Origin of the sequence: Serratia sp. root2 (assembly GCF_031931805.1) — a bacterium.
Taxonomy (GTDB): domain Bacteria; phylum Pseudomonadota; class Gammaproteobacteria; order Enterobacterales; family Enterobacteriaceae; genus Serratia; species Serratia inhibens.
In genome coordinates, this window is the sequence record NZ_JAUJXB010000001.1 from 1,814,406 (window position 1) to 1,839,693 (window position 25,288).

The window sequence follows — 25,288 nt, forward strand, 5'->3', positions numbered from 1 at the left end:
GGGTACACAGTCAGATCGAGATAAACGCCCATTACGTGTATAATGGCGGCATTATTTTGCCATTTATGCAGTGGGTTAACCCTAACCGGCTGATAGTTAAGATATTTAAGGTGATAACAACATGGGATTCAAATGCGGTATCGTCGGCCTGCCTAACGTAGGCAAATCCACCCTGTTCAACGCGTTGACCAAAGCGGGTATCGAAGCAGCCAACTTCCCGTTCTGCACCATTGAACCTAATACCGGTGTGGTGCCGATGCCCGATCCGCGTCTGGACAAGCTGGCAGAGATCGTCAAGCCTCAGCGCATCCTGCCAACCACCATGGAATTCGTCGACATCGCCGGCCTGGTGAAGGGCGCATCCAAAGGCGAAGGCCTGGGCAACCAGTTCCTGACCAATATCCGTGAAACCGAAGCTATCGGCCACGTGGTGCGTTGCTTCGAAAACGACAACATCATCCATGTGAACAACAAAGTTGATCCGGCTGACGATATCGAAGTCATCAACACCGAGCTGGCGCTGTCGGATCTCGACACCTGCGAACGCGCAATCCACCGCGTGCAGAAGAAAGCCAAAGGCGGCGATAAAGACGCGAAAGCCGAACTGGCCGCGCTGGAAAAATGCCTGCCGCAGCTGGAAAACGCCGGTATGTTGCGCGCGTTGGACCTGACCGAAGAAGACAAGGCCGCCATCCGCTACCTGAGCTTCCTGACGCTGAAACCGACCATGTACATCGCCAACGTCAACGAAGACGGTTACGAGAACAACCCGTACCTGGACAAAGTGCGTGAAATCGCCGCCGCCGAAGGTTCCGTAGTGGTTGCCGTGTGCGCCGCCGTGGAATCCGACATCGCCGAGCTGGAAGACGAAGACCGCGCCGAGTTCATGGCCGAGCTGGGCCTGGAAGAGCCGGGTCTGAACCGCGTGATCCGCGCCGGTTACGAGTTGCTGAACCTGCAAACCTACTTCACCGCCGGCGTAAAAGAAGTGCGCGCCTGGACCATCCCGGTCGGCGCTACCGCCCCGCAGGCGGCCGGCAAGATCCACACCGACTTCGAGAAAGGCTTTATCCGCGCGCAAACCATCGCGTTTGAGGACTTCATCACCTACAAGGGTGAGCAAGGCGCCAAAGAAGCCGGCAAGATGCGTTCGGAAGGCAAAGACTACATCGTCAAAGACGGCGACGTGATGAACTTCTTGTTTAACGTCTAAGCTTCAGCTTCGCTGCCAACAACAAAAAATCCACGCAATTGCGTGGATTTTTATTTAACGGCAAGATGCTTAGTTCTGCTCACCGATCCACTCCCCAATACATTTCTCGAACACCATTTTCAATGGCCGGAGTCACAAATGACCGCCGCTATGTTAGCGCGTATCCACTCAGCCTCTTCGACGGGCCACCAACTGATCGTAAAACCCGCGTTGACGATGATATGTTCGAACAGAACGCGTTGAGCTCTACCGTTACCCTCCCGAAAAGGATGGATCATGTTCAGATCGCCAAATTGCTCGGCCACTGTATCGATCAAGGCGGAACGCTCCCACCCTTCAAACCAATCCTTTCGCGCCATGATGTTAAAGATTTTGGCAGCCTCTGGCTCGATTCGAGTAAGGCTGCAAAAACGCGTGTCGCCCTTTGAGATGTCAATAGTGCGAAGCTCACCAGCCCCATCATAAATATCGGAAAATAAACTACGGTGAATTTGCTGAAGGTAGATCAGATCATAAGGGGGAAGGGAAAAATCGATCTAGTCAACCGCAATCTCTGAAAGATCACGTTCGGCCTGTACGAGTAACACATCATCCTGAAGGTTTAACCGATTACGTAGCGTGCTACTACCAGGGTAACAATAGGGCGTCCAAAAGTCAGGCCAGTTTCCGATACGTACGTAGAACAGCTTCGCGTTCGGGTAGCTCGCGTTTAGACTCCGCCTCTGTGACTTCATAACCTTCTAAACGTAGACTGGCAGCGTAGTTAGAACGACGTGTCTTGGCACAGTAGGCTACTTTGGCTTGCAGACTGGTCTTTTTCACTGAAAACACCTTATCTTGAAAACCCACAAAATATAGCTTAATTATACGGAATCCCCGACTAAAACCCATCCCGAAAAATAGGCCATATCCTGTGGCAAAGGTGAAATCTTTTCCCTCCCCCCGGCTACCGCCGCACCAGCACCCGATCCACCAGCCCCCACTCAACCGCCTCGTCGGCCGTCATAAAGCGGTCGCGATCCAGCACGTGTTCGACCTCTTCATCGCTGTGGCCACAATGTTCGGCATACAGCCGGATCACCCGCTCCTTGGTGCGCCGCATCTCTTCGGCATGAATAAAAATATCCGATGCCTGGCCCTGAAAACCGCCCAACGGCTGATGAACATGCAGGCTGGCATTGGGCAATGCCGCGCGGTGGCCCGGCTCCCCCGCCATCAGCAGAAACGACCCCATCGAGCGGGCGGTTCCCATGCACAGCGTATGCACCTGCGCATTGATGAATCGCATGGTGTCATAAATGGCGAAGCCGCTGGTAATGGCACCGCCGGGTGAGTTGATGTAGAGGTGAATGGGTTTTTCCGGGTTCTCCGCCTCGAGAAACAGCAACTGCGCACAGACCAGTTCGGCGGTGGCGTCGTTGACTTCGCCATTCAGAAAGATGATGCGATCGCGCAATAACCGCGAGTAAATATCAAAGGATCTTTCCCCCTGGCTGGATTGTTCTACCACCATCGGGACGAGCAGCATCGCTTCACGCATAGGTGAACTCCGTTTGTCAGATACAGGCCAGATGAATGAAAGGTGTCAGGCGGCGCGCATAAGGGGTTGCCCGCTGTCGTTGGCCGCCGTCAGGCGTACGTCGTCCAGTGCATGGATAATGCGCAACAGGCTGCCGCCATCGGTGCCGGGCCGGATTTGCAGCGTTACCGTACTTTCGAGGAATGGCGGTTCGTCATCGCGCATCCGATAACGGATTTCCTCACCCGGTATCGAAACCACCGGCTCGGCATCGGCCAATACCTGTGGTGGCAACCATTGTTCGCGCAACTCGGGGATGCCAATCGCCCGCCAGACTTTCTCCGGCGGTGCGTCGAGCCGGTATTCGAGGAGCAAAGGCTCGCTTCGTTTTTCGCTGCCGGTATCGTTCATTGGTCCATGTCCTTGAGCAAAATGTTCAGCTTGTCGACCTGTGCCGGCCAGAAGGCACGGTACTTATCCAGCCAGCGGGCTATCAGCGCCAGTCCTTGGGGATCGACTTCGTAATTGACGAAACGGCCCTGCCGCTCCTCACACACCAGCCCGGCGTGGCGCAACACTGCCAGATGTTGGGACATGGCCGATTGGCTGATTTGCATGCCTTCGCGCAGCCCACTGGCATTCATACTGCCAATCGCCAGCTTTTCGAAGATGGCGCGACGGGTGGGATCCGCCAGCGCTTTGAAGATGTCATTTTCATTCATGACTACACATTAGTACCCACTTATCTAATGCGCAAGTTTTCAGCATGAGATAGTCATTTGCCTATTACAGAACGAGGAAAAGGGGTAGGCAGCCGGGAGACGACAAACCGCGCAGCCGCGCGGTTTGTTTATGCGTTACTGTTTAATCGGGATCACCAGCACGTCGACGTTCAGCTGATTGATGGCATGGCGGGTCGATGAAAACAGGTTGTTCCACAGGTCGTGATGATGGCCGAAGATCGCCAGATCTATCCCTTTATCCACTACCGCGTTCTGCAATTGTTCAATAAAATCCCCGCGCCCGATAATCACCTCGTGGATCGGGTAATTCACATTTTGGGTCATCGGTTCCATCTCTTTTTTGATCTTGTCGTCGAAAGATACACCGTCGTAGCTTCTCTCCGAAAAGCCAATCGCCGCGTGATAGGTATCGTAATGAACGTCCACGTAGATCAGGGAGAGCCTGGCCTTCAAAGCGGCGGCCAGCAACGCGCCTTTTTCAACCAACCGTTTGCCGTCATCGCTCAGATCGGTGGTAATTAAAATATGTTGATAACACATAGCGCCTCCTGTCATTGACTCGGTAGAGAGCCGAGGCTCCGATATCCCATCAGGGTTATATCGTTATGGTTAATTTTAGTTCAGAAACGCGGCAATCGGACGGGGATATTACGCAGAAGAATGGCCCCGCCGACGGGGCCTGAGAGGGATCAACGCACGCGCTGCACTTCAAACCATACATTGCAAACCGACAGAATCAGCGTGTTGGCGTCTTTCACCAGCACGTTGTCGCCGGGTACGCCTTCGGTGCCTTGATCGGTGATGCCTTTAATCTCGGTATCGGCATGCTGGATCGCCACCCGCTCAACCGAAGGCGTGCTGATGCCCAGCATCGGGAAGTCAATGTAGGAACTGCTGCCGGAATTGTCCTCGACAAATTCCTGCGCCTCGACCGTGCTGAGGGTCGCGCCCTGATTTTTCAGCGCGGTGCCGTTCCAACTGAAGCCGTCGGCCTGATAGCTGATTTTGCCGCCGACCAGGCTTTTTGCCTGCTGTTCGTCCCAGCAACCCACGGTTTGCGTCGGCAAAATCTTGCTGACATGCCAGTTACCCAACAGCGTTTTTGGGATGGGTTCAACCGCCGCCTGCTGGCCCTGCTCCGCCGCCTGTACCTGCGTCGCCGATACGCAGGCCAACACCACCAGCGGCAGCAGCGCCTTGCTCCAGATGTTAAATCGCATTGTATTTTCCTTTCGTGAATTCTGCCCCTGCCGGGCCTGCGGACATCATAATAACCCGGTGGATCCGCAGTCAAAACAAACCGGAGACCAAGGGCACAAACAGAGCAATCCTATAACCCTTATTTCACGCCCGGCGACGCCTGACGTTGCTCATAGCAAATCGCTATTAATCATAGTGAATCCGTCTTTTGTTTTATCCTGACGTTTACTTAGAGTCATCATCACTGCTTATCCTGCAATAACCAGCAGGCTATTTTGACAAGGACTCTGGGAAAATGACATTTACGCTAAAAAAACTCGCCGCAACGTTGGCGGTAACCGGCACTCTGCTGCTCACCGCCTGCGGGCCAGCGGATCAAGACAGCCACCATATTAAGGTCGGTATCAGTTCCGGTATCGATCAATCGATGTGGGCAGTGGTGCAGAAGGTCGCCAAACAGAAGTACAACCTGGATGTGGAAGTGGTGACGTTCAATGATTACGTGCTGCCCAACGAGGCATTGAACAACGGTGACCTGGATATTAATGCCTTCCAGCACCGGCCTTACCTGGAAAAACAAATTCAGGAACGCGGTTACAAGCTGGTCGCGGTGGGCAATACCTTCGTTTACCCGATTGCCGGTTACTCGAAAAAAATCACTTCGCTCAGCCAACTGCCGGACGGGGCGCAGATCGCCGTGCCGAACGATCCCACCAACCTCGGCCGCTCGCTGCTGCTGTTGCAAAAACAGGGGCTGATCGTTCTGAAAGACGGCGTCGGCTTGCTGCCTACCGCGCTGGATATCGTCGGGAATCCGAAGAAACTGAAAATCGTCGAGATCGAAGCGCCGCAGTTGCCGCGCGCGCTGGACGATAAACAGGTAGCGCTGGCGATTATCAATACCAACTATGCCAGCCAGATCGGCCTGTCACCGGCCAGGAACGGTCTGTTTGTCGAAGATAAAAACTCGCCTTACGTCAATATTTTCGCCACACGCATCGATAACAAAGACAGCGAAAACGTGAAGGATTTGGTCAAGGCCTATCAGACCGATGAAGTGGCCGCCAGCGCGGCCGACATCTACAAGGGCGACGCGGTGAAGGGCTGGTAACGCCTACAACAATGGCGCTGCGTGCAGCGCCATATCCTCAGCCAGCCGGAGTCACTGTTTGGCGATGTACTTTTGCATAGTGGCCGGCGTCACCAGTTCAAACGGGATCCAGTAATACGGCTCCAGTTTTTCACCTTTGATCATCCGCTGCGCTACGTCGACCGAGGCTTTGCCCTGGCCAACGGCGTCCTGGAATACCGTCACCTGCATCTTGCCGGAAGACAACGCCTTCAGGCCGTCCGGCGTGGCATCGATGCCGCCGATCAGCACCTTGCTGTCACGCTTGCCGGCCTGCTGCAACGCCATGATCGCGCCAATCGCCATCTCGTCGTTGTTGGCGGCGACAATATCGATGGATTCACCGTTAGTGACCCAGTTCATCATCAAATCCATGCCTTCGCTGCGCGAGTAGTTGGCACTTTGCTTCTGCACGACCTTCATGTTCGGGTACTTCGCTACCACCTGCTCCACGTCTTTGGTGCGTTGCAGCGCCCCGGCATCTGTCAGGTTACCGATCATGATCGCGACATTGCCCTTGTAGTTCGCCAGGCGCGCCAACTCTTCCATTTGCAGGGTGCCGGACTCTTTCTCGTCGGAACCGACAAACACCACACCGGAAGGCAATTTGCTGTCGCCCGGCGTGCGGTTCACGTACACCAGCGGAATACCCGCCTTCGTCACCAGTTTGGTGATGGCCGGCGTCCCCGCCGAATTAACCGGATCGACAATAATCGCGTCCACGCCGGCACTGATAAAGCTCTGCACCTGATCGGTCTGGCGGCCAACGTCGCCACGTGCGTCTTCGAACTGCACGGTGATACCGCGCGCCTTGGCCTCTTTGTCTATCGAGTGGCGGATAATGGTCAGGAAGTTCTGGTCAAAATAGGCCATCGACACGCCGATGGTTTCCGCCAGCGCCGAGGTGGAACAGCTGAGTGCCGCCACCAGCACGATTTTTTTTAAGTATTTCATGGTAATTCCCCGGAGATAAAAAAATACCGCCGACCCGACTGCTTCGGCGGCAATTCACGGCAATCAGTGTTTTTTGCGGTTACGGTGCATGTCGATCGACACGGCAGCGACGATAATCACGCCTTTGATAATGTCCTGAATGTAGGAGTCCACGCCGATAAAGGTAAAGCCACTTTTAATCAGCCCGAGGATCACCGCGCCGATCAGCGTGCCGGTAATGCGCCCGACGCCGCCCATCAGGCTGCTGCCACCAATCACCGCCGCGGCGATGGCGTCCAGTTCGTAAGACATCCCCATGCTCGACTGGCCGCTGCTGACGCGCGCCGCCAGCACCACGCCCGCCAACCCCGCCAGGCCACCGGCGATGGTATACACCGTCACCAGGTATTTATTGACGTTGATGCCGGATACACGGGCCGAGGTCATGTTGCCGCCGATGGCATAGATGTATTTGCCGTAACGGGTGTGTTTCAGCGCGATATGGAAGATCACCGCAATCACCAGGAAGATAATCACCGGCATCGCGCCCTGGCCGATCGAGGTGAAACCGTCGGACAGGAAGCTGACCGGATTACCCTGGGTGTAATACTGCGCCAGGCCGCGCGCCGACACCATCATGCCCAGAGTGGCGATAAAAGGCGGAATGCCAGTGCGGGTAATCAGGAAACCGTTAATGAAACCGCAAACGATGCCCACCCCTATCCCTGCGCCGATCGGGATCGCCGCAGGCAAATCGAGCAGCGCCGGGTACATCGGTGAAATGCTGTCGGAGGTTTGCGCCAAACTGGCCGCCACCACCGCCGTCAACGCAATCAGCGAGCCGGAAGAGAGATCGATACCGGTGGTGATAATGACCTGGGTAACGCCGACGGCGATAATGCCGATAATCGCCACCTGCAGAACGATCAGCAACAGTCGGTTGGGATTCATCAGGAATGACTGATCGCGGATATACCAGCCGAGAATTTCGAATATCAGCGCGATGCCGATCATCACGATAAAGATGCCGGTGTCTTTCGGCATTTTGCCGCTCAGGCCAGAGAACAATGGCGCTTTACCCGCAAGCGGCTTCTCGATTTTTACATTACTCATGGTGGTTCACCTATGCGTTATTCAGAGGCCAGCGCCAGGATTTTTTCCTGATCCGCTTCTTCTTTATCCAAAATGCCGGTAATACGGCCGCCGTGCATGACCATTACCCGGTCGCTCATGCCAAGGATCTCCGGCAATTCCGAGGACACCAAAATAATGGCGACGCCACGGTTCGCCAGCTCGCTGATCAGGCGATAAATTTCCGCTTTCGCCCCCACGTCGATACCGCGCGTGGGCTCGTCGAGAATCAATATTTTCGGCTGTGCCAGCAGCCAGCGGGCGATAAGCACCTTCTGCTGATTGCCGCCGCTCAGGTTATTGATGATTTGATCCATGGTCGGGGTTTTGATGTTGAGCTTTTTAATCTGCTCCATGCAGTCTTTGGCCATTTGCACATGGCTGACAAATCCGTTCTTGCCGATGTATTCCGACAGGTTGACGATACTCATGTTCTCGACCACCGACAGCACCAGAAACAGCCCGGACTTTTTGCGATCTTCGGTAAGAAAAGCCAGCCCCAGCTCGATGGCCTTCGACGGGGAATCAACCTTTGCCGCCTTACCCTCGATAAAGATGCTGCCACCGTCCGCCGGGTGCATGCCGAACAAACTTTCCATCACCTCGCTGCGGCCTGCGCCCACCAGCCCGGCGACGCCGAGGATCTCGCCGCGTTTAACGCTGAACGAAATATCGTGGAACCAGTCCGAACGCCGCAGCCCTTCGACCCGCAGCACTTCCTCGCCGATATTGTTGTTGAACTTGGGGAACATTTGGGTCAGTTCGCGCCCTACCATCATGGTGATCAGCGACTGCTTGGTCAGGTTTTCGGTTTTGTCGCAGGCGATAAAGGTGCCGTCGCGGAAAATACTCACCTCATCGGTGATGGCAAAAATCTCGTCCATCTTGTGGCTGATATAAATAATGCCTTTACCCTGTTCGCGCAGCTCGCGAATGATGGCGAACAGGTGCCCGACCTCGCTCTCGGTCAGCGCCGAGGTCGGCTCGTCCATAATCAGGACGTCTGCGTTATAGGAAACCGCCTTGGCGATCTCCACCATTTGCTGGCTGGCGATGCTAAGTTCGCCGACCAGGGTCTCCGGTTTTAACTTGATGTTCAGCCGCGCCAGCAGATCGCGGGTTTTCCTGTTCAGTTCGTCATGATTGACGAAGCCAAGCCGCACCGGTTCGCGCCCCAGCCAGATGTTTTCCGCCACCGTCATGTAAGGCACCAGGTTAAGCTCCTGGTGAATCATGGAAATGCCCGAATGCAGCGCCTGCAGCGTGTCGCTGAAGATCACCGGCTCGCCTTTTATTTTAATGGTGCCTTCATCGGGGTGATAAATGCCGATTAAACATTTCATCAGCGTGGATTTTCCCGCGCCGTTCTCTCCCATTAACGCGTGTACGCTGCCTGGTTTGATTTTAATTGAGACCTTGTCCAGCGCCTTCACGCCGGGAAACTGCTTACTGATGCCTTCAGCCTCAAGAACATAAGGATACATACTGATAACCTCCGCCGTTCGTCAATGCATCCCTGCCGTATTTACCGCCGTGTGCCGGGTCAATACGGCAAGGGATATATACCCGTCGCCTTTCAAACTGCAGCGTTGTTACCTGCTCTTGCTTACCCCAGTTACTTACTAAAGTAAGCGCCTGGGGATTAGCAAGCTGGGCGCCTAGCTGCAGCATGAAATTCATAGGGTATAGCCGCGCTGCTTTAACGCTTATTTTCTGTTCTTGTCGGCAAATTCCTGATAATTGGCCTTGGTGATCAGCTGGTACGGGATCAGGACGTTGCTTTCCACCTTCTCGCCCTTAACCAGCTGAATGGCGGTTTGCACTGCGCCCTCGCCCTGCCCTTTAGCGTCCTGGAATACGCTCAACGCCAGATCGCCCTTCTTGATGAACTCCAGCGCGTCCGGAGTGCCGTCAACGCCGGCCACCAGCACGCCACTTTTCTTCGCCTGCTTGAGTGCCAGGATCGCGCCGATGGCCATTTCGTCGTTGTTGGAGGCGATGGCATCAATCTGCTGACCGGTCAGCACCCAGTCGGTGGTAATGTCGACGGCTTCTTTACGGCCCCACTTGGCGGTTTGTTTGTCGAGGATTTTGATGCCGGGGTACTTGGCCGCCACCTCTTCCACGCCGCGGGTACGGTCGCGGGTCGCTTCATTGGACAGCTCGCCCATCAGGATCATCACGTTGCCCTTGCCGTTCATCTGCTTGGCCAGCTCTTCCATTTGCAGCTTGCCTGCCAGTTTGGAGTCTGAGCCCACGTAAGCCATGCCCGCCGGCAGCGTGACTTCCGGGCGACGGTTAACGAACACCAATGGGATCTTGGCGTTTTCCGCCAGTTTGATCATTGGCTTCACGCCCTGGGTATCGACCGGGTTGAGGATGATGGCGTCGACGCCCTGACTGACAAAGTTTTCTACTTGTTGAATTTGCTGGGCAATATCCCCTTTGGCATCTTCAAACTGACCGCTGACGTTGCCGTCCGCCTTCATTTTGCTCTGCATTGACTGGCGCAGGATGGTGAGGAAGTTGTCATCGAAATAAGCCATTGAAACGCCGATCTTGATGTCTTTTGCCAACACGCTGGCCGGCAACATGCACATCAGTACCGAGGTGACGATCAGTTTCTTCAGCTTCATGTTCTGTACCCTTTAATCGTTAGAATGAAGAGGCCTGTTGATTTGACAGCTAATGAAAAATATTTTTTACATTCAAACAACAATCCGGTCGGTGTTATCCCTTTGATACGGCAGATTTACCGCTTTTTCTGCGTATTCGGGCGGTGTGTAAAATGTTGATCGATATCTCAAAATAGAACAAAAACAATGTATTGAAATAAACCCTCTAACAAAGCAGTAACGTCATCACGTCATTATCAAATGTTTATTTCATAATTGAGATTATTGAAACTTTTTAACTCAAACAAGCGAAACATGCGTTTTGGAATGACCAAGTAACAAAAACATGACACGGATCTAACAAATGACGCAAAAGCCATCAGCCGACTACGTCCTTTACTGCGTTCAACCGCAGTTAACGCCCACGGCAATGGAAAATGGCGCGACGATTTCTCAGTAAATGTGCGAGCGGGCGCGCAGTTTGCGGTTTCCACATTTCATGCTCATGCTTACTCAGCGATACTGGACATATCCCTATTTTCAGGAGGATCTGACATGCAGCTCAGCAGTAAGGTACGGATGAACCGGCTGTTTAATAACGGTAAATGCCTCGATGTGGCGATCGACCACGGCATCGCCAATGAACCGGATTTTTTAATCGGCCTGGAGGATATCGAACGGGTCATGGGCAGCCTGATCGCCGCCCGGCCGGATGCCATTCAGGTTAACTACGGCCAGGCGGATTTGCTGCAACGCTCGCCGCTGCGCGACAAACCGGCGCTGGTGATGCGTACCGACGTCGGCAATGCCTATAATGCCGCCCGCCACCGCGAAATGTGGGCGGTGCTGCATAACCCGGATGCGCCGATCCTCGCCGCGCTGCAGATGGATGCCGCAGCGGTGGTGGTTAATCTGTATCTGATCCCCGATGAACCGGGCATTTTCCGCCAGTGCGTGGAGAACATCGGCCGGCTGCGCCATGCCTGCGATCGCTACGCCATGCCGCTGATGATCGAACCGCTGGTGATGGCCCCGCCCGGCCAGGGCGCCGCTTATGGTTCGCTGGGTGATGTGGAAAAAATGGTGCCGCTGGTGCGGTTGGCGCGTGAACTGGGTGCCGACATCATCAAGGCCGATCCGACCGAACGGGTGGAGGATTTTCACCGCATCGTGGAAGCGGCACGCTGCCCAACGCTGGTACGCGGCGGCGGCAAAGGCGAACTGGGCGCAGTGTTGGAGAAGTCTGCCGCACTGATGGCGCAAGGCGCATCCGGCATGGTGTATGGCCGCAACGTTTATCAGCACAGCAACCCGTCAAAAGTGGTCAGTGCGCTAATGGCGATCATCCATCAGGGTGCCAGCGGCCAACAGGCGCTGGAAATCTACCACCAGCCCTGAATACGGCTTTTGTAACTAAAATAATCCCTCGCCCGGCGGCAGCATGTTATAACCTGCTGCCGGTCACTACCCTACGACCTATTCCCCGCAAGAATCGTTGATATCGCCATTCGGAGAACCGCCATGCCAAAACAACGGATCCCGCTGAAGCTCAGCACCACACTCACGCTAATGGTGTCCGCCATTATTGCTTCGGTGCTGCTGGTGGTGTTCGCGCTGTTTTTTGTGCAGATGAACCAAGAGGGGCAGGCTCAGTTGCAGCAAAAAGCGATGGCTATTGCCAATACGCTGGCGCTCTCCTCCACCGTGGTCGACGGCCTTGAACGTCAGGATCGCAGCGGCGAAATCCAGCGCTTTGCCGAGCAGGTGCGTAAGCAGAACGAGCTGCTGTTCGTGGTGGTGGTCGATATGAAAGGCATTCGCTACTCGCACCCCAAACCCTGGCGCATCGGCCAGCATTTTATCGGCGAGGATCTGGAGCCTGCGCTGCACGGCAAAAACAATAGCGCCATTACTCGCGGCTCGCTGGGGCCGTCACTGCGGGTTTTTGTCCCGGTCTATGACGCGCAACGGCAGCAGATCGGCGTAGTGTCACTCGGCATCGCACTGGATACCGTCCGCCGGGTGCTGGGCGAAAGCCGCTGGATTATTTACTGGACCATCGCCTTCGCCGCGCTGGTCGGCACGCTCGGCACTTTCTTCCTGGTGAAGGCGTTGAAACGCATCATGCTCGGCTTTGAACCCTACGAAATTTCCAACCTGTTCGAACAACGCAACGCCATGCTGCAGTCGATTAAAGAAGGCGTGATCGCGGTCGATAACCAGTCGCGCATTACCATTGTCAACGACGAAGCCAAACGGCTGCTGCGTCAATGCGGGCCGCTTGAGAATTTGCTGCTGGAATCCGCCAGCAAGCATTGGCCGGCCCAGTTGCATCTGGCGGAGGTATTGGCCAGCGGCAAACCGCTACGCGACCGGCAGATCAGCTTTAACGGCAGCGAGTTGTTAACCAATACCGTGCCGGTGATCGTCAAAGGCCAGGTTATCGGCGCCATCGCCACCTTCCGCGATAAAACCGAGGTCAGCCAACTGGTGCAGCGCCTGAGCGGGATGGCGCACTACGCCGATGCGCTGCGCGTGCAGTCGCATGAGTTTATGAACAAGCTGCACGTAATCCTCGGCATGTTGCATATGAAGGCTTATCAGCAGTTGGAAAACTACATCATCAATACTGCCAGCAACTACCAGGAAGAAATCGGCGCGCTGCTGCGCAAGATCCAGTCTCCGGAAGTCGCGGGGTTCTTTATCGGCAAAATCAGCCGCGCTCATGAGGCCGGCATTGAGTTGACCATTGATGAGACCAGTCTGCTGCCGGAAAGCGACGATGCGGAAACTACCCATGTGCTTATCAGCGTGCTGGGTAATCTGATTGAAAATGCCATCGACGCCATCGACGGCGTTGAAGGGCATGAGATCAACCTGAGCTTCCATCACAATGAGAATCACTTACACTGTATTGTCAGTGATGACGGCCCCGGGATCGATCCGGCTATCGGCGCACGTATTTTTGAACAGGGTTTTTCCACCAAAGGACCGGGGCGCGGTATCGGGCTGGCGCTGATCCGCAGCAGCCTGGAGAAGCTGGGTGGCAGCATTGATTTCGACTCTGAACCGGGTGAACTAACCCAATTTTTTGTGCATATTCCCTATCGGGCCAAGGGCTGAACCCATGATTAACGTATTGATTATCGACGACGATCCGATGGTTGCGGAACTCAATAAATACTATCTGAGCCAGGTCAGCGGTTTTCACTGCCAGGCGACGGTCGCCACGCTGGCGCAGGCGCGCGCGTTGCTGGCAGACGCCAGCGTCACTGTCGATCTGGTGCTGCTGGACATCTATATGCAGCAGGAAAACGGGCTGGATCTGCTGCCCGGCCTGCGCGAGCTGGGTGAAAAAACCGACGTCATCATCATTTCTTCCGCCAGCGACGTAGACACGGTGCAGCGAGCGCTGCACTACGGCGTGGTGGATTATCTGATCAAGCCTTTCCAGTTCACCCGATTCAAAGAGGCGTTGAACAACTACCAGCAGCAGTCGCAAATACTGGCGCAACGCGAGTTCTCGCAGAGCGACGTCGACAGCCTGCTGCGCCGCCAGCCCAACAGCAGCGAAGGCAAGAAACTGCCGAAGGGGCTGACCGCCATCACGCTGAGCACGGTGTGCGAATGGATTGAACAGCAACATGACGGCGAGTTCTCCACCGACAATCTGGCCAACGCCATCGGCATTTCTCGCGTTTCCTGCCGCAAATATCTGATCTATCTGGCAGAAAGCGGCATCCTTGGCACCCGTATTCTGTACGGTACTACCGGCAGGCCGGTCTATCTTTACCAACTTAAGCCGGATGCCATCGCCATGCTGAAAGAGTATTGCCGGCCGGCCTAGCCGATCAGAAAATCCAACAGCGCCGCCAAAAAATCATCAGGCCGCTCAACGTTGGACAGATGCACCACCGGCAATATCAGTAACTCTGCGCCCGGCACCGTACGGGCCAGCAATTCACCCTGCGATAACGAGGTGACGGTGTCATCCCTGCCGGCGATCACCAGCGTCGGCGCCAGAATCAATGCCGCCGTACGGCGCATATCCAGCTCGCGAACGGCGGCAAAACACCCGGCCAATCCCTGCACGGAGGTGGCCAGCAACATGGCGCGAAATCTGGCCACCGTCGCCGCATGCTGCTGCCGGTATTCTGCCGAAAACCAGTTAGTGAGAAACCCTGCCGCGACGTCATGCATATCAGCCTGCCGCAGTTCGGCAATCCGCGCGTCCCATTGCCCTGCCGGCCCCAAATAAGACGAGGTGTTGGCCAGTACCAGCTTTTCGATCCTCTCCGGCGCGTGTACGCCGAGCCACTGCCCAACCATGCCCCCCAGCGACAGGCCGCAGAAGAACACCTTATCGAGCCGCAACGCATCCAGCAGTTCAATCACGTCGCGCCCCAGCCTGGCGACCGAATAGGCTCCCGCAGGGGCGTCTGACGCGCCGTGCCCCCTCCCGTCGTAACGCAGCAGGGTAAAATGTGCGGATAGTGCCGTGATTTGATCGTCCCACATCGCCATTGTGGTGCCAATCGAGTTGGATAACACCAGAATCGGTTTATCGGCTGTGCCGTCAAACCTGTAGGCAATCTTGCAACCGTCACCGGCGGTAATAAAAGATAAGCTGTTCATGATCACCCCGATAGCCCTGAACGCGGGAGGATCCCGGCGCCCTGTTTCCACTATGCTATAGAGTTAAATAAGGATGACGAGCGCCTTAAATGACCGGCTGTGTAGCCTGACAGGAACCCATTTTGAGCATGAACGATCGCCTCACCGGCATTACTACCTTCGTCCGGGTGGTCGAGGCCGGCAACTTTGCCCTGGCCGCCGAACGCCTGCACCTGACCCGCTCTGCGGTGGGTAAAGGCATCGCCCGCCTTGAGCGGCGCCTCGGGGTCTTGCTGTTCCATCGCAACGCTCGCGGCCTGAGCCTGACCCAGGAAGGCCAGGCCTATTACGATCGCTGCCTGCGCGCGTTAAGCGAACTGGATGCCGCCGACGCCGAACTGGATACTGGACGGCGAGAGCCGCAAGGCACTTTGCGGGTCAGCGCGCCAAAACTGCTGGGCCGCCACTGCATCACCCCAGTGCTGATGGCGTTGGTCGACCGCTACCCTAATCTGCGGATCGATATCGCCTTCAATGATCGGGTGGCGGATTTGGCTGAGGAAGGTTTTGATCTGGCAGTACGTATCGGTCCACTGGATGACAGCGCAAACATCATTGCCCGCCGGTTGGGCAGCCAGCATCTTGCGCTGTGTGCGGCACCGATTTATCTGGCCGCGCGCGGCACTCCGCAAACCCTTGCCGCGCTCGATGGCCACAGCGGCATCGCCTACCATCGGTTTGGCGAGGACGTCGGGTGGCACCGATTACAGGCCGATGCCGCTACCTGTAAGCTGAATATCGATATCCGCTTGCGACTCGACGATCTGCACTCGCTGGCCGATGCCGCCGTTGCCGGCGCCGGGCTGGTATGGCTACCCAACTGGCTGCTGGCACGCTACCTGCGCAGCGGCGAATTGGTCGCGGTGCTTGACGACATTCAGCTGTTACCCAACGATATCCATGCCGTGTGGCCACAGACCCGCTATCTTCCGGCCAAAACCAGGGCTGCGATCGACGCTCTGTTGGAACAGATGCCGACGAGACTGCTGGGGATCAGCGACGGTGCTTGAGATTCGGGAAAGCCATATCGCGGCCAGGTAACCTGCACGTTGCGCCCTGCTGGGGTTTATTGCCGCAACGGCGCTCGCCGAACATTGTGCTATTGCGCCGTCTGTTTGCCTGCTCGCTGGCCCCCTGTTGCCGTTCCCGCTCAAACGCCTTTTCATTGGCCAGTGCCACGCCTTCGGCGCTCCATATTTTATGCTGTAGCCCGCTGCGTTTTTGTTGGTAATCCTCGGAGACTTTGTTATCCAGCGGTAGCGCAGCGTGGTATTGCAAATCAACCAACGCTTGCGAAGAGAAAGAACAACACTGTGCCACGCAGGCCAGAAAAATCCGTTTCATTGATACACTCCCAACATGATATTTACCTGACTCCACCCACGGCTCAGCACCCCACCTGCCGCCAGTTGATCCAGACGCGACAAAAAGTACCGACATACAGCCGATGCGCGCCTATCACCGGGATCGGCAACCGCCTCACGGCCAGGCAGCGGTTAACCGCCGATGCCAGGCCGCACTGTGATTCTTTGTGCTGATGGGGATACGCAACGGTCAGCACAGGGGGTAACTCTGATTCCCGTTGATGGATAGCGGCCTCCAGCGCTTTTCGCCGTGCGCGCAAATCGGCAAGCCGCGCCTGTTCCGAGCGAATTTGCTCTACGTACCAGAGATGTTGCAACAGGCCGTTAAACCGCTGCCGATAGTCAACCGCACCGTCATTCGCGCCGGCGGTTGCAGGCTGAGCGTGCCGGTCGACGAATGAATAGCAACAGCCAGATGCGAGCAAGGCGAACGCCGCCGCAACCACAGAGGTCAATTTCAAAAGCATAAACTCCATTAATGCCGTAAGGGGCTAACAACCGTCGATAAGCAAGGGCTGTTCTTCACGCGGCAAGGCCGACGGATGTGCTTCAGCCGTGGCAGAGGCAGTTTTTCCCTGGGTCTTGCAACCTTTACGCAGGGCCAGCGTCGTGTTTTCGCTTTGCGTCGATACCGGAGGCCGCTGTTTTTCATGCCCCATTTCGTCCCACAGGCCGTGGGCCATTTCTTTCAGTTTCTTGCGAAACAGCACGGGCGAGACCTCTTCCTGCTCCCGTTCATAACGAGCGGCAGCGGCCGGGTGGCACCAGGGTAATAATAAGAATAGGAAAATAACGGGGATGCCCTTTTCCACAATAAACTCCTGTAATAAGGCCCATGCAGGCGCTCATTTCCATTAAATCAAGAGAGGCATTATTTGCCCTTAAAGCAAACATCACCCAAGAACAAATACATTAGCCGAAAAACAGTAAACCTTAATTAAATAGGTGATATTGAGACTTATAATTCGCAGGCATAATATATTTCTGCGGGTTAACGATCCCACAACCTTGACCAGTCCAGGGTTCCGCCGATACCAGGCGAACCCTCGTGCAATACGGAATAGGCTGACTCTCCACTGCTGATGCGTTGTTTCTGCTCCCGCGTTGCCCGCGCCGGCGGATCCCAGGAGGAATGCGATAAATCTGCATGAATAGCGCTGCAGCCACTCAGAAATATTATCAGTACGGGGATACCATGACTCAATGCCATATATTCTCCTTAAAATAGACTTAACCGTCGGCCGCGGTAAATAAAAAAGACACTTTTTTTAGTTTATTAATCAGAATGCCCCTTCGAGAACGCAGAAACAAAACGCATCACTGTTAAATAATGTGGCGAATGATTTAACTTAAAATAAACAACCTGTTTCACCGCAGCGGCAATTAAATTTTTCAAATAGAGTGCGGCGCGCAAAATGCGCTGCCGCGTCAGTCTTCGCTATCAGGTTCCCAGGCCAGCAGATCGCCCGGTTGGCAATCGAGAATGCGGCAGATTTTGTCCAACGTCTCCAACCTGACGCCTTTGACCTTACCGTTTTTCAGCAACGATAAATTTTGCTCAGTGATCCCCACCTGCTCCGCAAGCTCCTTCGATCGCATCTTCCTTTTGGCTAACATGACATCAAGACTTACTATTATCGCCACTCTATTCTCACACGAAAGAAAGCTGTTCTTCATTCAGCCGCAACGCTTCCAGGAATACCCGACTAAACACCAGGATTGCGCAGCCTACGATCAACGAACGTACCGACTCGCTGTTGACGCCATAATAAATTATTAACAGCATTTTTTCACTGGCGGTCAGTATCATCACTTGCAACATACCGGCCAATGAAGGGAACAACACATCGACAATCAATAAAATGCCGATGATCTGCAGCAACAGCATATTGTTGCGCTGCCAGACATTGCCGCGATAAAACTGATAAAACAGCCCGGCACCGCACAACAGCGCGCTGTAATAAGGCGCATAGGCGAACATATCCAGCAACAAGGTGGCAAAAATCGCCCAGCGCTGCTGCGGGATGGCGTAGGCATTCAGCTCCGGGTAGTAGTCGCGATAGGCGGCCACGATGCGGTTGAACGCCTCACCCTGCACCCAGCCCTGGACAATCATGAACATCTCCACGCCGGTGCTGATAATCAGCATCGCCATGATCAACAAACATAAGCAACGTACGTAAAGCGGAAGGTGGATCCGTGGCGCAGAAACCATAACGAGTCATCCGTGAAAAACAGCAATAAGTTATCGTAAAACGATAATTTATTGCTGTCAACGTTCAAGTGGACTGATGAGTAGCGACTGGAACAGCCAGGTATGGGCGTAAAAAAGCCGGGATAACCCGGCTTTTTCCGAATGCTCGATAGGCTTAGACCAGTTCGATCACGTCGAACTTAACTTCACCGCTGAGATCCGCTTCGTAATCAACGCCCTGCAGACCAAAGCCGAACAGACGCAGGAACTCGGCCTTATAGCCCAGATAATCGGTCAGCTCATTGATGTTGCTGTCGTTGATCTGCGCCCAAACTTCACGGCAGGTGTTCTGCACGTCGTCACGCAGTTCCCAGTCGTCCAGACGCAGACGGTGCTTCTCGTCGGTGTCTGGTGCAGTGCCGCTGTACAGCTTGGTGGCGAACAGGCGCTGGATTTGCTCGATGCAACCTTCGTGGATCCCCTGAGCCTTCATGATTTTGAAAACGATGGAGATATACAGCGGCATCACTGGAATGGCAGAGGAAGCCTGAGTCACTACCGACTTCAGCACCGCAACGTAAGCCGCGCCGCCTTTGGCCTTCAGCTTCTGATCGATGGCCTGAGCCGCGCGATCCAGATCTTCTTTTGCTTTGCCCAGCGTACCGTGCCAGTAGATTGGCCAGGTCAGATCGGTACCGATGTAGGAGTATGCGACAGCCTGCACGTTGTCTGCCAGCACGCCGGCTTCTTCCAGTGCGTCCATCCACAGTTGCCAGTCCTGTCCGCCCATCACTTTGACGGTATCGGCAATTTCTTGCTCGTTGGCTGGTTCAACCACGGCTTCTACCAGCACGTCTTTGTTGGTGTCCAGCGCCACGGATTTGTACGGTTCGCCGATAGGTTTCAGCGCCGAGCGCACCACTTCACCGGTTTCCGGCATTTTACGCACCGGGGAAGCCAGCGAGTAAACCACCATGTCGATCTGACCCAGGTCCTGTTTGATCAGGTCAATAACGGTTTGACGGCATTCGTTGGAGAATGCGTCGCCGTTAATGCTTTTCGCGTACAGGCCTTCTTCTTTAGCTGCCTTATCAAAACCGGCAGAGTTGTACCAGCCGGCAGAACCGGTTTTGCCTTCGCTGCCAGGCTTTTCAAAAAATACGCCGATGGTGGCCGCACCGCTGCCGAACGCAGCATTGATACGTGACGCCAGACCGTAACCGGTAGAGGCACCAATCACCAGCACCTTTTTAGGCCCGTTTTTCAGTTCGCCACGGGATTTAACGTAAGCGATTTGCTCGCGGACGTTGGCTTCACAGCCTGCCGGGTGAGCGGTGGTGCAGATAAAACCACGAATTTTAGGTTTGATAATCATAGTAATTTTGTCTTGGTAGCTAAAAACCGAAGGACAATATACCTGATTTTCACAATATACTTAAGACAGGTGCATTGCAGAATCGCAACAAGCCCAGTGAGCAGACCAGTCTCGCCCGGTAAACTCAGGCCGCAGAGAGTGATCATAAAGCGTGATGACCAGGGGAGTTTACGTAGAAAAGCACCTTGCCGGCAGGCTGAGCAAGCCGCAGCGGACGTCGGCTGGGTACGCGGCCTCAGGTCAGGATTTTCGGCCCTGACCTGCCGGGGCGTTATCAGACCTTTTTCTTTTCCAGCTGTTCAACCAGCGTATAACGCAGTGAGGATGCATCGGCCGGTACGTTTTCCGCCTGGGTCACCTTAACCTTCAGACGATAGCGGTAGCCCGGTTCAAAGGTGAAGCCTTCAATCTGGCTGTAAAACATTTCCCACTGCCCTTGTATTGAATGACGCACCTGCATGCATTTCATCGGGGAGACGCCCATGCAATCCACCAGCGCACTGTTAACCAGCAACACTTCCGTATGGTCACCCTTGTTTTTCTTGGGTTGGTTCACTGAGGTTCCCTCTTGGCTGCAGCCAGCCAGGCCGGCTAATGCAACAAATAATAACGCTTGGATTTTCAATGTAATGCACCATTGACTGTTTGGGTGGGAGGGATAGTAACAAAGCCATTGCCGCTGAGGCCAGCGGCATGCTCCGAATTTATCGGCGAGCCGGGATAGCCGGCCCGCCGTTTTTTCAGAACTGCACGTCCGCAGTTTGTATCAACTGGGCAAAAGGACCTGACAGAGTCAGATTATGGTGCCTGATTATCGCCTCGGCGTTCAGCGCCGGCGTATCGCTGCAGGAGTGCGCATCAGCGACCAGCAGCACCTGAAACCCCAGCTCGCTCGCCTGCCGACAGGCGGTATCCACGCAATATTGCGTCTTCATTCCCGTTATCGCCAACCGGGTGATACCACTTTCTTTGAGTTGCCCGGCCAGCCCCGTTTGATAGAAACAGCTGGGCCGGTTTTTATCTATAACCCTGTCCACTGCCGTATCGATTGCCAGGCGAGGATGCAATTGCCAAAAATGACTGCCGGCTGCGATCGGTGACCCTTCTGGCCCGGCATGGCGCACAAAGAATATGGGGCAGCCCGCATCGCGCGCCCTACCAATCAGCGCGTTGATATTGGCCAGAACGCGTTCGCCTTCATAAGGCGGCTCCGGGCCATCGTACATGCCTAGCTGCATATCAATAATCAAAAGTGCGGTACGGTGATGATGTTGTTGCATGTGGATCTCCATCTTTACCGGCCAGGACGGAGCATAAAGACACCCCGGCCATGGCTGGCGGGGCTTTGGGGAACTGCGTTTTTAGCTCACGCACACCCTTGCGGCCCGCCAGAAAAAGGCGGTTGTCGTGGTGGTGGTGGCGGTGAGCTGGGTATATTTCATCACTCGATGATGCTTAAGGTCGGCAGAGGAGTCAATGAGGTTTAGAGGATAGATATTACCCATTGCAACGAAAAAGCCCTGGCAAATTTGCCAGGGCTTTTTTGAGTACTTAGCTTTGAGAGGCGACCGTAATGTTTTGAGTCGTTATTTGTTCACAATAACTTTCCTGCATATCAAACGAGTAATTAAATGCCCAACTGGCACCGTCTTGAGCGACAACCGGCACGCCCACGCCAGAGAAGCAACGCCCCTCCAACGAGACAGCCAAGTAGTAGGCGGCAGCTGAATGCAACACTTCGTCGTACACCGTTACCGGCTTAATTGGCAACGGCAAACGGCCGAGGTACTTGTTTAAAAGGACCGCACCTTGGAACTCCCCCCCTACCACTACCTGGGTTAACGCTTTTGCCTGCTCCGGGGTTAGCGTCACACAGTTATTCTTATCAATAATCAGCTTTGTCATTTTAGTCTCTTTGTCCATAGTTACTGTATCCATATACAGCAAATGGACTCTATCAACTTATTGACGGGATATCGCATGACTGACGGTGTGCCCTTGTTGGCAGGGCTTAATCCACAAAAACATAAATATTGATAGTTTCATAAGGTCGAAGTAAATAATAAACACACCAGGCTATTAATCACAAGCAGAAAAAAATCCCCATAAAATATTAAATAAAAATACAGTTATCTTATTAATTATATCCATGGTGATAAAACACTTTTAACCATATAAATCGCATGGCAATTAATATCTATGTATCATCAGAAACAGGTCAATGAGTGAAATAGAAAATCAAGATAAACATAATTGGTTACCCAACACCCTCTGACAGCTTTATCGTCCCCCCTGGCCGCGGGTTAGATTTTGGCCACACTTTTCCGCAGCCTGGCATTAGCTGCCGACCATCTAAGTTCTTGTCTGCTGGAGTGAGTCTACAAGCCATTGAACGATCTGAACCAACATGGCGACAGAGAAAGAAAAAGGGTGAAACTCGATATAACAGGCAGGTGTGATAAGTGATTGCCTTAGATGTAAGCTACTGTTTTAAAAAGCAAACAAAAAAAGACCGAATACGATCCAAGAGAATAAAAATACAATGATTTCAATGAACTAGGCATATACCCAGGATATAGTGGCGACATAGTGGCTACATAACTTTGTCGCCATCATCATTTGGAAAATCAATCAATTTACATACATTATTTTAGATTTTTTACTAATCATGCTGAAAGTTTCAATTCGGCTCATGGCTCATCTGTCTTATTCGACTAACAACTATTGGCATTGGTTTTAATTCATAACAATCTAGTATCTCGGATACTTGCCTTGATGAGAATAATTTAGGCTGATAATTTCTAATGACATCTGACTTCTTCGAGCCAGATCTCATTAGTAGCAAGGTGTAAACCTCTTTAGCTGAATCTGTTGAAAGAGAGAACCGGCTATCTACTTTTGAGAACGCCTTGGCGATCCCCTCCAAGATTTTTATTTCTCTCTCGGGTGTCCTATCTTTTCTAAAATCATCTACCCATGCAGATAAAGAGTCAGGAAATATATTCCCTAATATTCTATAAGCTATAGAAACTCTTCTTTCTTGATCATTGGTTAGAGTTGAACAGAATTTATTCTGTGCATAGATATCTTTAATATGAACCCAATGGGAAGGTTTCGTGTTTTGTAACTCCGCATTATCAAGTATTTCTGGGATGTTTAAAGGATTATTAATTGACACACCATGCTCAACGTTAATCTCATTACAAACTTCTAGGATGATATCCTTACCAACCTCTAATGGAATGCAGAAAAACTCCCTTCTAGTACTTATCCTATACGCCCTCAAATTGAAGTGTATAATTTTCTCCGCCCTTTTGTAGTCAATCACTTCACATGCAAAGACGACATCGAAAGGTTCTGGTACACCGGTCGCACCATTAAAAATTTGTGTTGCCCTTTCTAAGGGGTAATTCTTTGTAAACCCAATTTTGAAAATATTCCTCTGAAACGAATTATTTTTAAGCATATATACATAGCCAGAAAAATCAGTCAAAATTGCTCTCCATATTCACAACACCACTGATGACATAGCTATAAATTAATACATAACCTGCAAAACGGTGGTTAAACCACCGCTTTGCATAATGTCACATATTTATAATTCCGGAAATTATCTTCCCTCTATTAATTCGATTACCTCTATCATTGCTAGCTTGCAATGCTGCCTTATAATAAATTTCTGGTTCAGCGTTGCTCGAACTATATCGTCCCGCAGATACATCATCGACCTTCATATAAAATTCATCCAAATACTTACGAACATTAGATGCACTTAACTTAACACCTTTTAAGATTAAAGATTTATAAACCTCAACAAATAAAGTATAAAAATCTGCTTTCTTCATCGCACGGCTATTTGGATTAAAATTAAGTGAATCAATAAATTTTAAGGTGACATTTATATTACTTAACAACGTATCACGATTAGGAAATTCTTCATTAAACTTCTCCAAAAAAACTTCTAACTCTTTATCCCGATTGAAATAAGTTGTCATTATAGTTACAACTAAACCAAGACAGTATCTAACATCATTCATTCTCTTAATATCAGATGAGGTAAATATTTTATAGTTATCAAAAAAATCAATTTCAGATACTTCTTCACCAAATTTTTTGAACTCGCCACCATAACGAGCATTGTCTATTTCCATCGCGTTAAGGCCATAGCTCGTAGAGTTTATTTTTTTGAAAACGTCCCTTATAACATCTATAGACATTGCTCCCAAGTCTCGAACTACCACGCTATATTCTAGAAAATCAATTTGTCTTTGCACATGGAGATCAGAATATTGTGGAAGATCCTTAGGTAAACGTAGATCTGGATCACCTTTAAAATATTGATAAAGTGTTGTAACTCTTTGTTGTCCATCAACCAAAACTTCCGATCCCTCCCCTGTTTTCGGGTCCACTTTCCCTGCGGCAATATAAATTTCCGGGAATGGGTAACCATCTACAACTGTTTTTATAAACTCAACTTTATCTTTATTGGTCCAAACTAAACGCCGCTGAAAATCAGGTTGAGGGATAAGAGTACCTGAGCCTACTGCAGTTAGGATAACTCTCAAACGTCGATTAGATGCTGAAGTGTTCATTGTGCTAACTCCGATGCGCATTGTTCTAGACAGGCTATTTGATATTTTTCCAAGAAAAATGAACTGTAATATATACCAGCTGCGATTTTATAATCACCATATTCTCCTGAATTTGTCATTGCAGTAAAAAACTCCCACCAGTCACTAGAGAAAGCAAAATTAACACTAGGTGGGAATTTATCAGGTCTAATCCAACCTGCTGAGAGATATTTGAAAAAATTATTTTTTGTAGGCCAATCAGCTCTGCTATATTTATATTCCATTGCCGACTTCCATATCTTTTCAAAAAGAATAGGTGATACTATGGCAACATCAATATCGGATTCGTCGTTAAAAAACTCAAACCTTCTCGCCGGTTTGATACTAAATCCAAGTTTGCATGATCCTACGATAAAGACATTATCAAAACCAATCTGGAACTTATCACATATTTTATTTTTTAAATTATAGCTTTTACCCGAATCTATTATTTGACAATCAGGATGTAATATATAGCGCCTAAATGTATCGGTGGCACTATTAGTACCTAGGAAAGCTTTGAAACCATTAAGATATTCACTCACCTTATCCCCTTAACTTCACGGTATTTCATGAATAGTGAAATAA

At 52.3% G+C, this 25,288-nt stretch carries 30 protein-coding genes; 6 read left to right on the top strand and 24 right to left on the bottom strand.

What is annotated here, in order from left to right; translation table 11 throughout:
* Nucleotides 1-121 precede the first annotated feature (121 nt).
* On the top strand, nt 122-1,213 hold the full coding sequence (gene ychF, locus QZQ97_RS08185; protein ID WP_006324802.1) for a redox-regulated ATPase YchF: 1,092 nt from the start codon (nt 122-124) through the stop codon (nt 1,211-1,213).
* A 119-nt stretch (nt 1,214-1,332) separates the two neighbouring features.
* On the opposite strand, the gene QZQ97_RS08190 is transcribed toward ychF, so the two are convergent.
* The 7 genes from QZQ97_RS08190 to QZQ97_RS08220 all read right to left on the bottom strand — a co-directional run bounded on the left by QZQ97_RS08190 (nt 1,333) and on the right by QZQ97_RS08220 (nt 4,695).
* Nucleotides 1,333-1,749, bottom strand: coding sequence for a Fic/DOC family protein (locus QZQ97_RS08190; protein WP_311993896.1), 417 nt, complete (start codon nt 1,747-1,749; stop codon nt 1,333-1,335).
* A gap of 118 nt (nt 1,750-1,867) precedes the next feature.
* The gene (locus QZQ97_RS08195) at nt 1,868-2,104 is read right to left on the bottom strand and encodes a YhfG family protein (protein WP_311993040.1); all 237 of its coding nucleotides are present in this window, start codon (nt 2,102-2,104) and stop codon (nt 1,868-1,870) included.
* Between the two features lie 55 nt (nt 2,105-2,159).
* Nucleotides 2,160-2,753 carry an ATP-dependent Clp protease proteolytic subunit gene (locus tag QZQ97_RS08200; protein WP_311993041.1) on the bottom strand — a complete coding sequence of 198 codons (594 nt, stop codon included), beginning with the start codon at nt 2,751-2,753 and terminating at the stop codon, nt 2,160-2,162.
* A 45-nt stretch (nt 2,754-2,798) separates the two neighbouring features.
* Nucleotides 2,799-3,143: an SRPBCC family protein gene (locus QZQ97_RS08205; protein WP_311993042.1), complete on the bottom strand. Its 345-nt coding sequence runs from the start codon at nt 3,141-3,143 to the stop codon at nt 2,799-2,801.
* The gene (locus QZQ97_RS08210; protein ID WP_311993043.1) at nt 3,140-3,454 is read right to left on the bottom strand and encodes an ArsR/SmtB family transcription factor; all 315 of its coding nucleotides are present in this window, start codon (nt 3,452-3,454) and stop codon (nt 3,140-3,142) included. Before QZQ97_RS08210 ends, QZQ97_RS08205 begins: the two co-directional genes overlap by 4 nt.
* A gap of 135 nt (nt 3,455-3,589) precedes the next feature.
* Nucleotides 3,590-4,015 carry a universal stress protein gene (locus tag QZQ97_RS08215; protein WP_311993044.1) on the bottom strand — a complete coding sequence of 142 codons (426 nt, stop codon included), beginning with the start codon at nt 4,013-4,015 and terminating at the stop codon, nt 3,590-3,592.
* Nucleotides 4,016-4,164: 149 nt separating this feature from the next.
* Nucleotides 4,165-4,695 (bottom strand): hypothetical protein, encoded by a 531-nt coding sequence (locus QZQ97_RS08220; RefSeq protein ID WP_311993045.1) that lies wholly within the window; start codon nt 4,693-4,695, stop codon nt 4,165-4,167.
* A gap of 275 nt (nt 4,696-4,970) precedes the next feature.
* Between QZQ97_RS08220 and QZQ97_RS08225 the strand changes: the two genes are divergently transcribed.
* Complete coding sequence (locus QZQ97_RS08225) at nt 4,971-5,786, top strand: MetQ/NlpA family lipoprotein (RefSeq protein WP_311993046.1); 816 nt, start codon at nt 4,971-4,973, stop codon at nt 5,784-5,786.
* Nucleotides 5,787-5,837: 51 nt separating this feature from the next.
* Here the strand turns inward: QZQ97_RS08225 and QZQ97_RS08230 are convergent, their stop codons facing one another.
* From QZQ97_RS08230 to QZQ97_RS08245, 4 genes are all read right to left on the bottom strand, one after another.
* Entirely contained in the window at nt 5,838-6,758 is a 921-nt protein-coding gene (locus QZQ97_RS08230) for a sugar ABC transporter substrate-binding protein (protein ID WP_311993047.1), read from the bottom strand.
* A gap of 63 nt (nt 6,759-6,821) precedes the next feature.
* Complete coding sequence (locus QZQ97_RS08235) at nt 6,822-7,850, bottom strand: ABC transporter permease (protein ID WP_004943164.1); 1,029 nt, start codon at nt 7,848-7,850, stop codon at nt 6,822-6,824.
* 17 nt (nt 7,851-7,867) lie between these two features.
* Nucleotides 7,868-9,352, bottom strand: coding sequence for a sugar ABC transporter ATP-binding protein (locus QZQ97_RS08240; RefSeq protein ID WP_311993048.1), 1,485 nt, complete (start codon nt 9,350-9,352; stop codon nt 7,868-7,870).
* Between the two features lie 222 nt (nt 9,353-9,574).
* A complete protein-coding gene (locus QZQ97_RS08245) occupies nt 9,575-10,504 on the bottom strand; it encodes a sugar ABC transporter substrate-binding protein (RefSeq protein WP_311993049.1) in 930 nt (309 codons plus the stop codon).
* A 534-nt stretch (nt 10,505-11,038) separates the two neighbouring features.
* Here QZQ97_RS08245 and QZQ97_RS08250 point away from each other — a divergent pair.
* From QZQ97_RS08250 to dcuR, 3 genes are all read left to right on the top strand, one after another.
* Complete coding sequence (locus QZQ97_RS08250) at nt 11,039-11,881, top strand: class I fructose-bisphosphate aldolase (protein WP_311993050.1); 843 nt, start codon at nt 11,039-11,041, stop codon at nt 11,879-11,881.
* A gap of 123 nt (nt 11,882-12,004) precedes the next feature.
* Nucleotides 12,005-13,606: a sensor histidine kinase gene (locus tag QZQ97_RS08255; RefSeq protein WP_311993051.1), complete on the top strand. Its 1,602-nt coding sequence runs from the start codon at nt 12,005-12,007 to the stop codon at nt 13,604-13,606.
* 4 nt (nt 13,607-13,610) lie between these two features.
* Nucleotides 13,611-14,330: a two-component system response regulator DcuR gene (gene dcuR / locus QZQ97_RS08260; RefSeq protein ID WP_311993052.1), complete on the top strand. Its 720-nt coding sequence runs from the start codon at nt 13,611-13,613 to the stop codon at nt 14,328-14,330.
* Here the strand turns inward: dcuR and pcaD are convergent.
* Nucleotides 14,327-15,118 carry a 3-oxoadipate enol-lactonase gene (pcaD, locus tag QZQ97_RS08265; protein WP_311993053.1) on the bottom strand — a complete coding sequence of 264 codons (792 nt, stop codon included), beginning with the start codon at nt 15,116-15,118 and terminating at the stop codon, nt 14,327-14,329. The two genes, dcuR and pcaD, sit on opposite strands and share 4 nt — an antisense overlap.
* A 128-nt stretch (nt 15,119-15,246) precedes the next feature.
* Between pcaD and QZQ97_RS08270 the strand changes: the two genes are divergently transcribed.
* On the top strand, nt 15,247-16,167 hold the full coding sequence (locus tag QZQ97_RS08270) for a LysR family transcriptional regulator (protein ID WP_311993054.1): 921 nt from the start codon (nt 15,247-15,249) through the stop codon (nt 16,165-16,167).
* Here the strand turns inward: QZQ97_RS08270 and QZQ97_RS08275 are convergent.
* The 12 genes from QZQ97_RS08275 to QZQ97_RS08330 form a co-directional block, all read right to left on the bottom strand.
* Nucleotides 16,151-16,501, bottom strand: a complete 351-nt coding sequence (locus QZQ97_RS08275; protein ID WP_311993055.1) for a hypothetical protein — start codon at nt 16,499-16,501, stop codon at nt 16,151-16,153. The two genes, QZQ97_RS08270 and QZQ97_RS08275, sit on opposite strands and share 17 nt — an antisense overlap.
* A 43-nt stretch (nt 16,502-16,544) precedes the next feature.
* Nucleotides 16,545-16,988, bottom strand: coding sequence for a hypothetical protein (locus QZQ97_RS08280; RefSeq protein ID WP_311993056.1), 444 nt, complete (start codon nt 16,986-16,988; stop codon nt 16,545-16,547).
* A 24-nt stretch (nt 16,989-17,012) separates the two neighbouring features.
* A complete protein-coding gene (locus QZQ97_RS08285; protein ID WP_311993057.1) occupies nt 17,013-17,333 on the bottom strand; it encodes a hypothetical protein in 321 nt (106 codons plus the stop codon).
* A 616-nt stretch (nt 17,334-17,949) separates the two neighbouring features.
* Nucleotides 17,950-18,165: a helix-turn-helix domain-containing protein gene (locus QZQ97_RS08290; protein WP_126482053.1), complete on the bottom strand. Its 216-nt coding sequence runs from the start codon at nt 18,163-18,165 to the stop codon at nt 17,950-17,952.
* Between the two features lie 7 nt (nt 18,166-18,172).
* A complete protein-coding gene (locus QZQ97_RS08295) occupies nt 18,173-18,736 on the bottom strand; it encodes a DUF2975 domain-containing protein (protein ID WP_311993058.1) in 564 nt (187 codons plus the stop codon).
* Between the two features lie 154 nt (nt 18,737-18,890).
* Nucleotides 18,891-20,090, bottom strand: coding sequence for an enoyl-ACP reductase FabV (gene fabV / locus QZQ97_RS08300; RefSeq protein ID WP_311993059.1), 1,200 nt, complete (start codon nt 20,088-20,090; stop codon nt 18,891-18,893).
* A gap of 274 nt (nt 20,091-20,364) precedes the next feature.
* Nucleotides 20,365-20,715, bottom strand: a complete 351-nt coding sequence (locus QZQ97_RS08305; RefSeq protein WP_311993060.1) for a DUF4377 domain-containing protein — start codon at nt 20,713-20,715, stop codon at nt 20,365-20,367.
* A gap of 115 nt (nt 20,716-20,830) precedes the next feature.
* On the bottom strand, nt 20,831-21,370 hold the full coding sequence (locus QZQ97_RS08310) for a cysteine hydrolase family protein (protein WP_311993061.1): 540 nt from the start codon (nt 21,368-21,370) through the stop codon (nt 20,831-20,833).
* 271 nt (nt 21,371-21,641) lie between these two features.
* Nucleotides 21,642-21,995: a hypothetical protein gene (locus QZQ97_RS08315; RefSeq protein WP_311993062.1), complete on the bottom strand. Its 354-nt coding sequence runs from the start codon at nt 21,993-21,995 to the stop codon at nt 21,642-21,644.
* A 775-nt stretch (nt 21,996-22,770) separates the two neighbouring features.
* On the bottom strand, nt 22,771-23,583 hold the full coding sequence (locus QZQ97_RS08320; RefSeq protein WP_311993063.1) for a GIY-YIG nuclease family protein: 813 nt from the start codon (nt 23,581-23,583) through the stop codon (nt 22,771-22,773).
* A gap of 94 nt (nt 23,584-23,677) precedes the next feature.
* Entirely contained in the window at nt 23,678-24,682 is a 1,005-nt protein-coding gene (locus QZQ97_RS08325; protein WP_311993064.1) for a DUF262 domain-containing protein, read from the bottom strand.
* The gene (locus QZQ97_RS08330) at nt 24,679-25,245 is read right to left on the bottom strand and encodes a hypothetical protein (RefSeq protein WP_311993065.1); all 567 of its coding nucleotides are present in this window, start codon (nt 25,243-25,245) and stop codon (nt 24,679-24,681) included. Before QZQ97_RS08330 ends, QZQ97_RS08325 begins: the two co-directional genes overlap by 4 nt.
* Nucleotides 25,246-25,288 lie beyond the last annotated feature (43 nt).

Coding starts and splice junctions, on each gene's coding strand:
- QZQ97_RS08315 (WP_311993062.1), bottom strand. CDS start 21,995: ATGACAAAGCTGATTATTGATAAGAATAACTGTGTGACGCTAACCCCG.
- QZQ97_RS08230 (WP_311993047.1), bottom strand. CDS start 6,758: ATGAAATACTTAAAAAAAATCGTGCTGGTGGCGGCACTCAGCTGTTCC.
- QZQ97_RS08250 (WP_311993050.1), top strand. CDS start 11,039: ATGCAGCTCAGCAGTAAGGTACGGATGAACCGGCTGTTTAATAACGGT.
- fabV (WP_311993059.1), bottom strand. CDS start 20,090: ATGATTATCAAACCTAAAATTCGTGGTTTTATCTGCACCACCGCTCAC.
- QZQ97_RS08325 (WP_311993064.1), bottom strand. CDS start 24,682: ATGAACACTTCAGCATCTAATCGACGTTTGAGAGTTATCCTAACTGCA.
- QZQ97_RS08240 (WP_311993048.1), bottom strand. CDS start 9,352: ATGTATCCTTATGTTCTTGAGGCTGAAGGCATCAGTAAGCAGTTTCCC.
- pcaD (WP_311993053.1), bottom strand. CDS start 15,118: ATGAACAGCTTATCTTTTATTACCGCCGGTGACGGTTGCAAGATTGCC.
- QZQ97_RS08225 (WP_311993046.1), top strand. CDS start 4,971: ATGACATTTACGCTAAAAAAACTCGCCGCAACGTTGGCGGTAACCGGC.
- ychF (WP_006324802.1), top strand. CDS start 122: ATGGGATTCAAATGCGGTATCGTCGGCCTGCCTAACGTAGGCAAATCC.
- dcuR (WP_311993052.1), top strand. CDS start 13,611: ATGATTAACGTATTGATTATCGACGACGATCCGATGGTTGCGGAACTC.
- QZQ97_RS08245 (WP_311993049.1), bottom strand. CDS start 10,504: ATGAAGCTGAAGAAACTGATCGTCACCTCGGTACTGATGTGCATGTTG.
- QZQ97_RS08235 (WP_004943164.1), bottom strand. CDS start 7,850: ATGAGTAATGTAAAAATCGAGAAGCCGCTTGCGGGTAAAGCGCCATTG.
- QZQ97_RS08220 (WP_311993045.1), bottom strand. CDS start 4,695: ATGCGATTTAACATCTGGAGCAAGGCGCTGCTGCCGCTGGTGGTGTTG.
- QZQ97_RS08215 (WP_311993044.1), bottom strand. CDS start 4,015: ATGTGTTATCAACATATTTTAATTACCACCGATCTGAGCGATGACGGC.
- QZQ97_RS08295 (WP_311993058.1), bottom strand. CDS start 18,736: ATGGTTTCTGCGCCACGGATCCACCTTCCGCTTTACGTACGTTGCTTA.
- QZQ97_RS08210 (WP_311993043.1), bottom strand. CDS start 3,454: ATGAATGAAAATGACATCTTCAAAGCGCTGGCGGATCCCACCCGTCGC.
- QZQ97_RS08195 (WP_311993040.1), bottom strand. CDS start 2,104: ATGGGTTTTAGTCGGGGATTCCGTATAATTAAGCTATATTTTGTGGGT.
- QZQ97_RS08280 (WP_311993056.1), bottom strand. CDS start 16,988: ATGCTTTTGAAATTGACCTCTGTGGTTGCGGCGGCGTTCGCCTTGCTC.
- QZQ97_RS08270 (WP_311993054.1), top strand. CDS start 15,247: ATGAACGATCGCCTCACCGGCATTACTACCTTCGTCCGGGTGGTCGAG.
- QZQ97_RS08205 (WP_311993042.1), bottom strand. CDS start 3,143: ATGAACGATACCGGCAGCGAAAAACGAAGCGAGCCTTTGCTCCTCGAA.
- QZQ97_RS08310 (WP_311993061.1), bottom strand. CDS start 21,370: ATGCAACAACATCATCACCGTACCGCACTTTTGATTATTGATATGCAG.
- QZQ97_RS08200 (WP_311993041.1), bottom strand. CDS start 2,753: ATGCGTGAAGCGATGCTGCTCGTCCCGATGGTGGTAGAACAATCCAGC.
- QZQ97_RS08255 (WP_311993051.1), top strand. CDS start 12,005: ATGCCAAAACAACGGATCCCGCTGAAGCTCAGCACCACACTCACGCTA.
- QZQ97_RS08275 (WP_311993055.1), bottom strand. CDS start 16,501: ATGAAACGGATTTTTCTGGCCTGCGTGGCACAGTGTTGTTCTTTCTCT.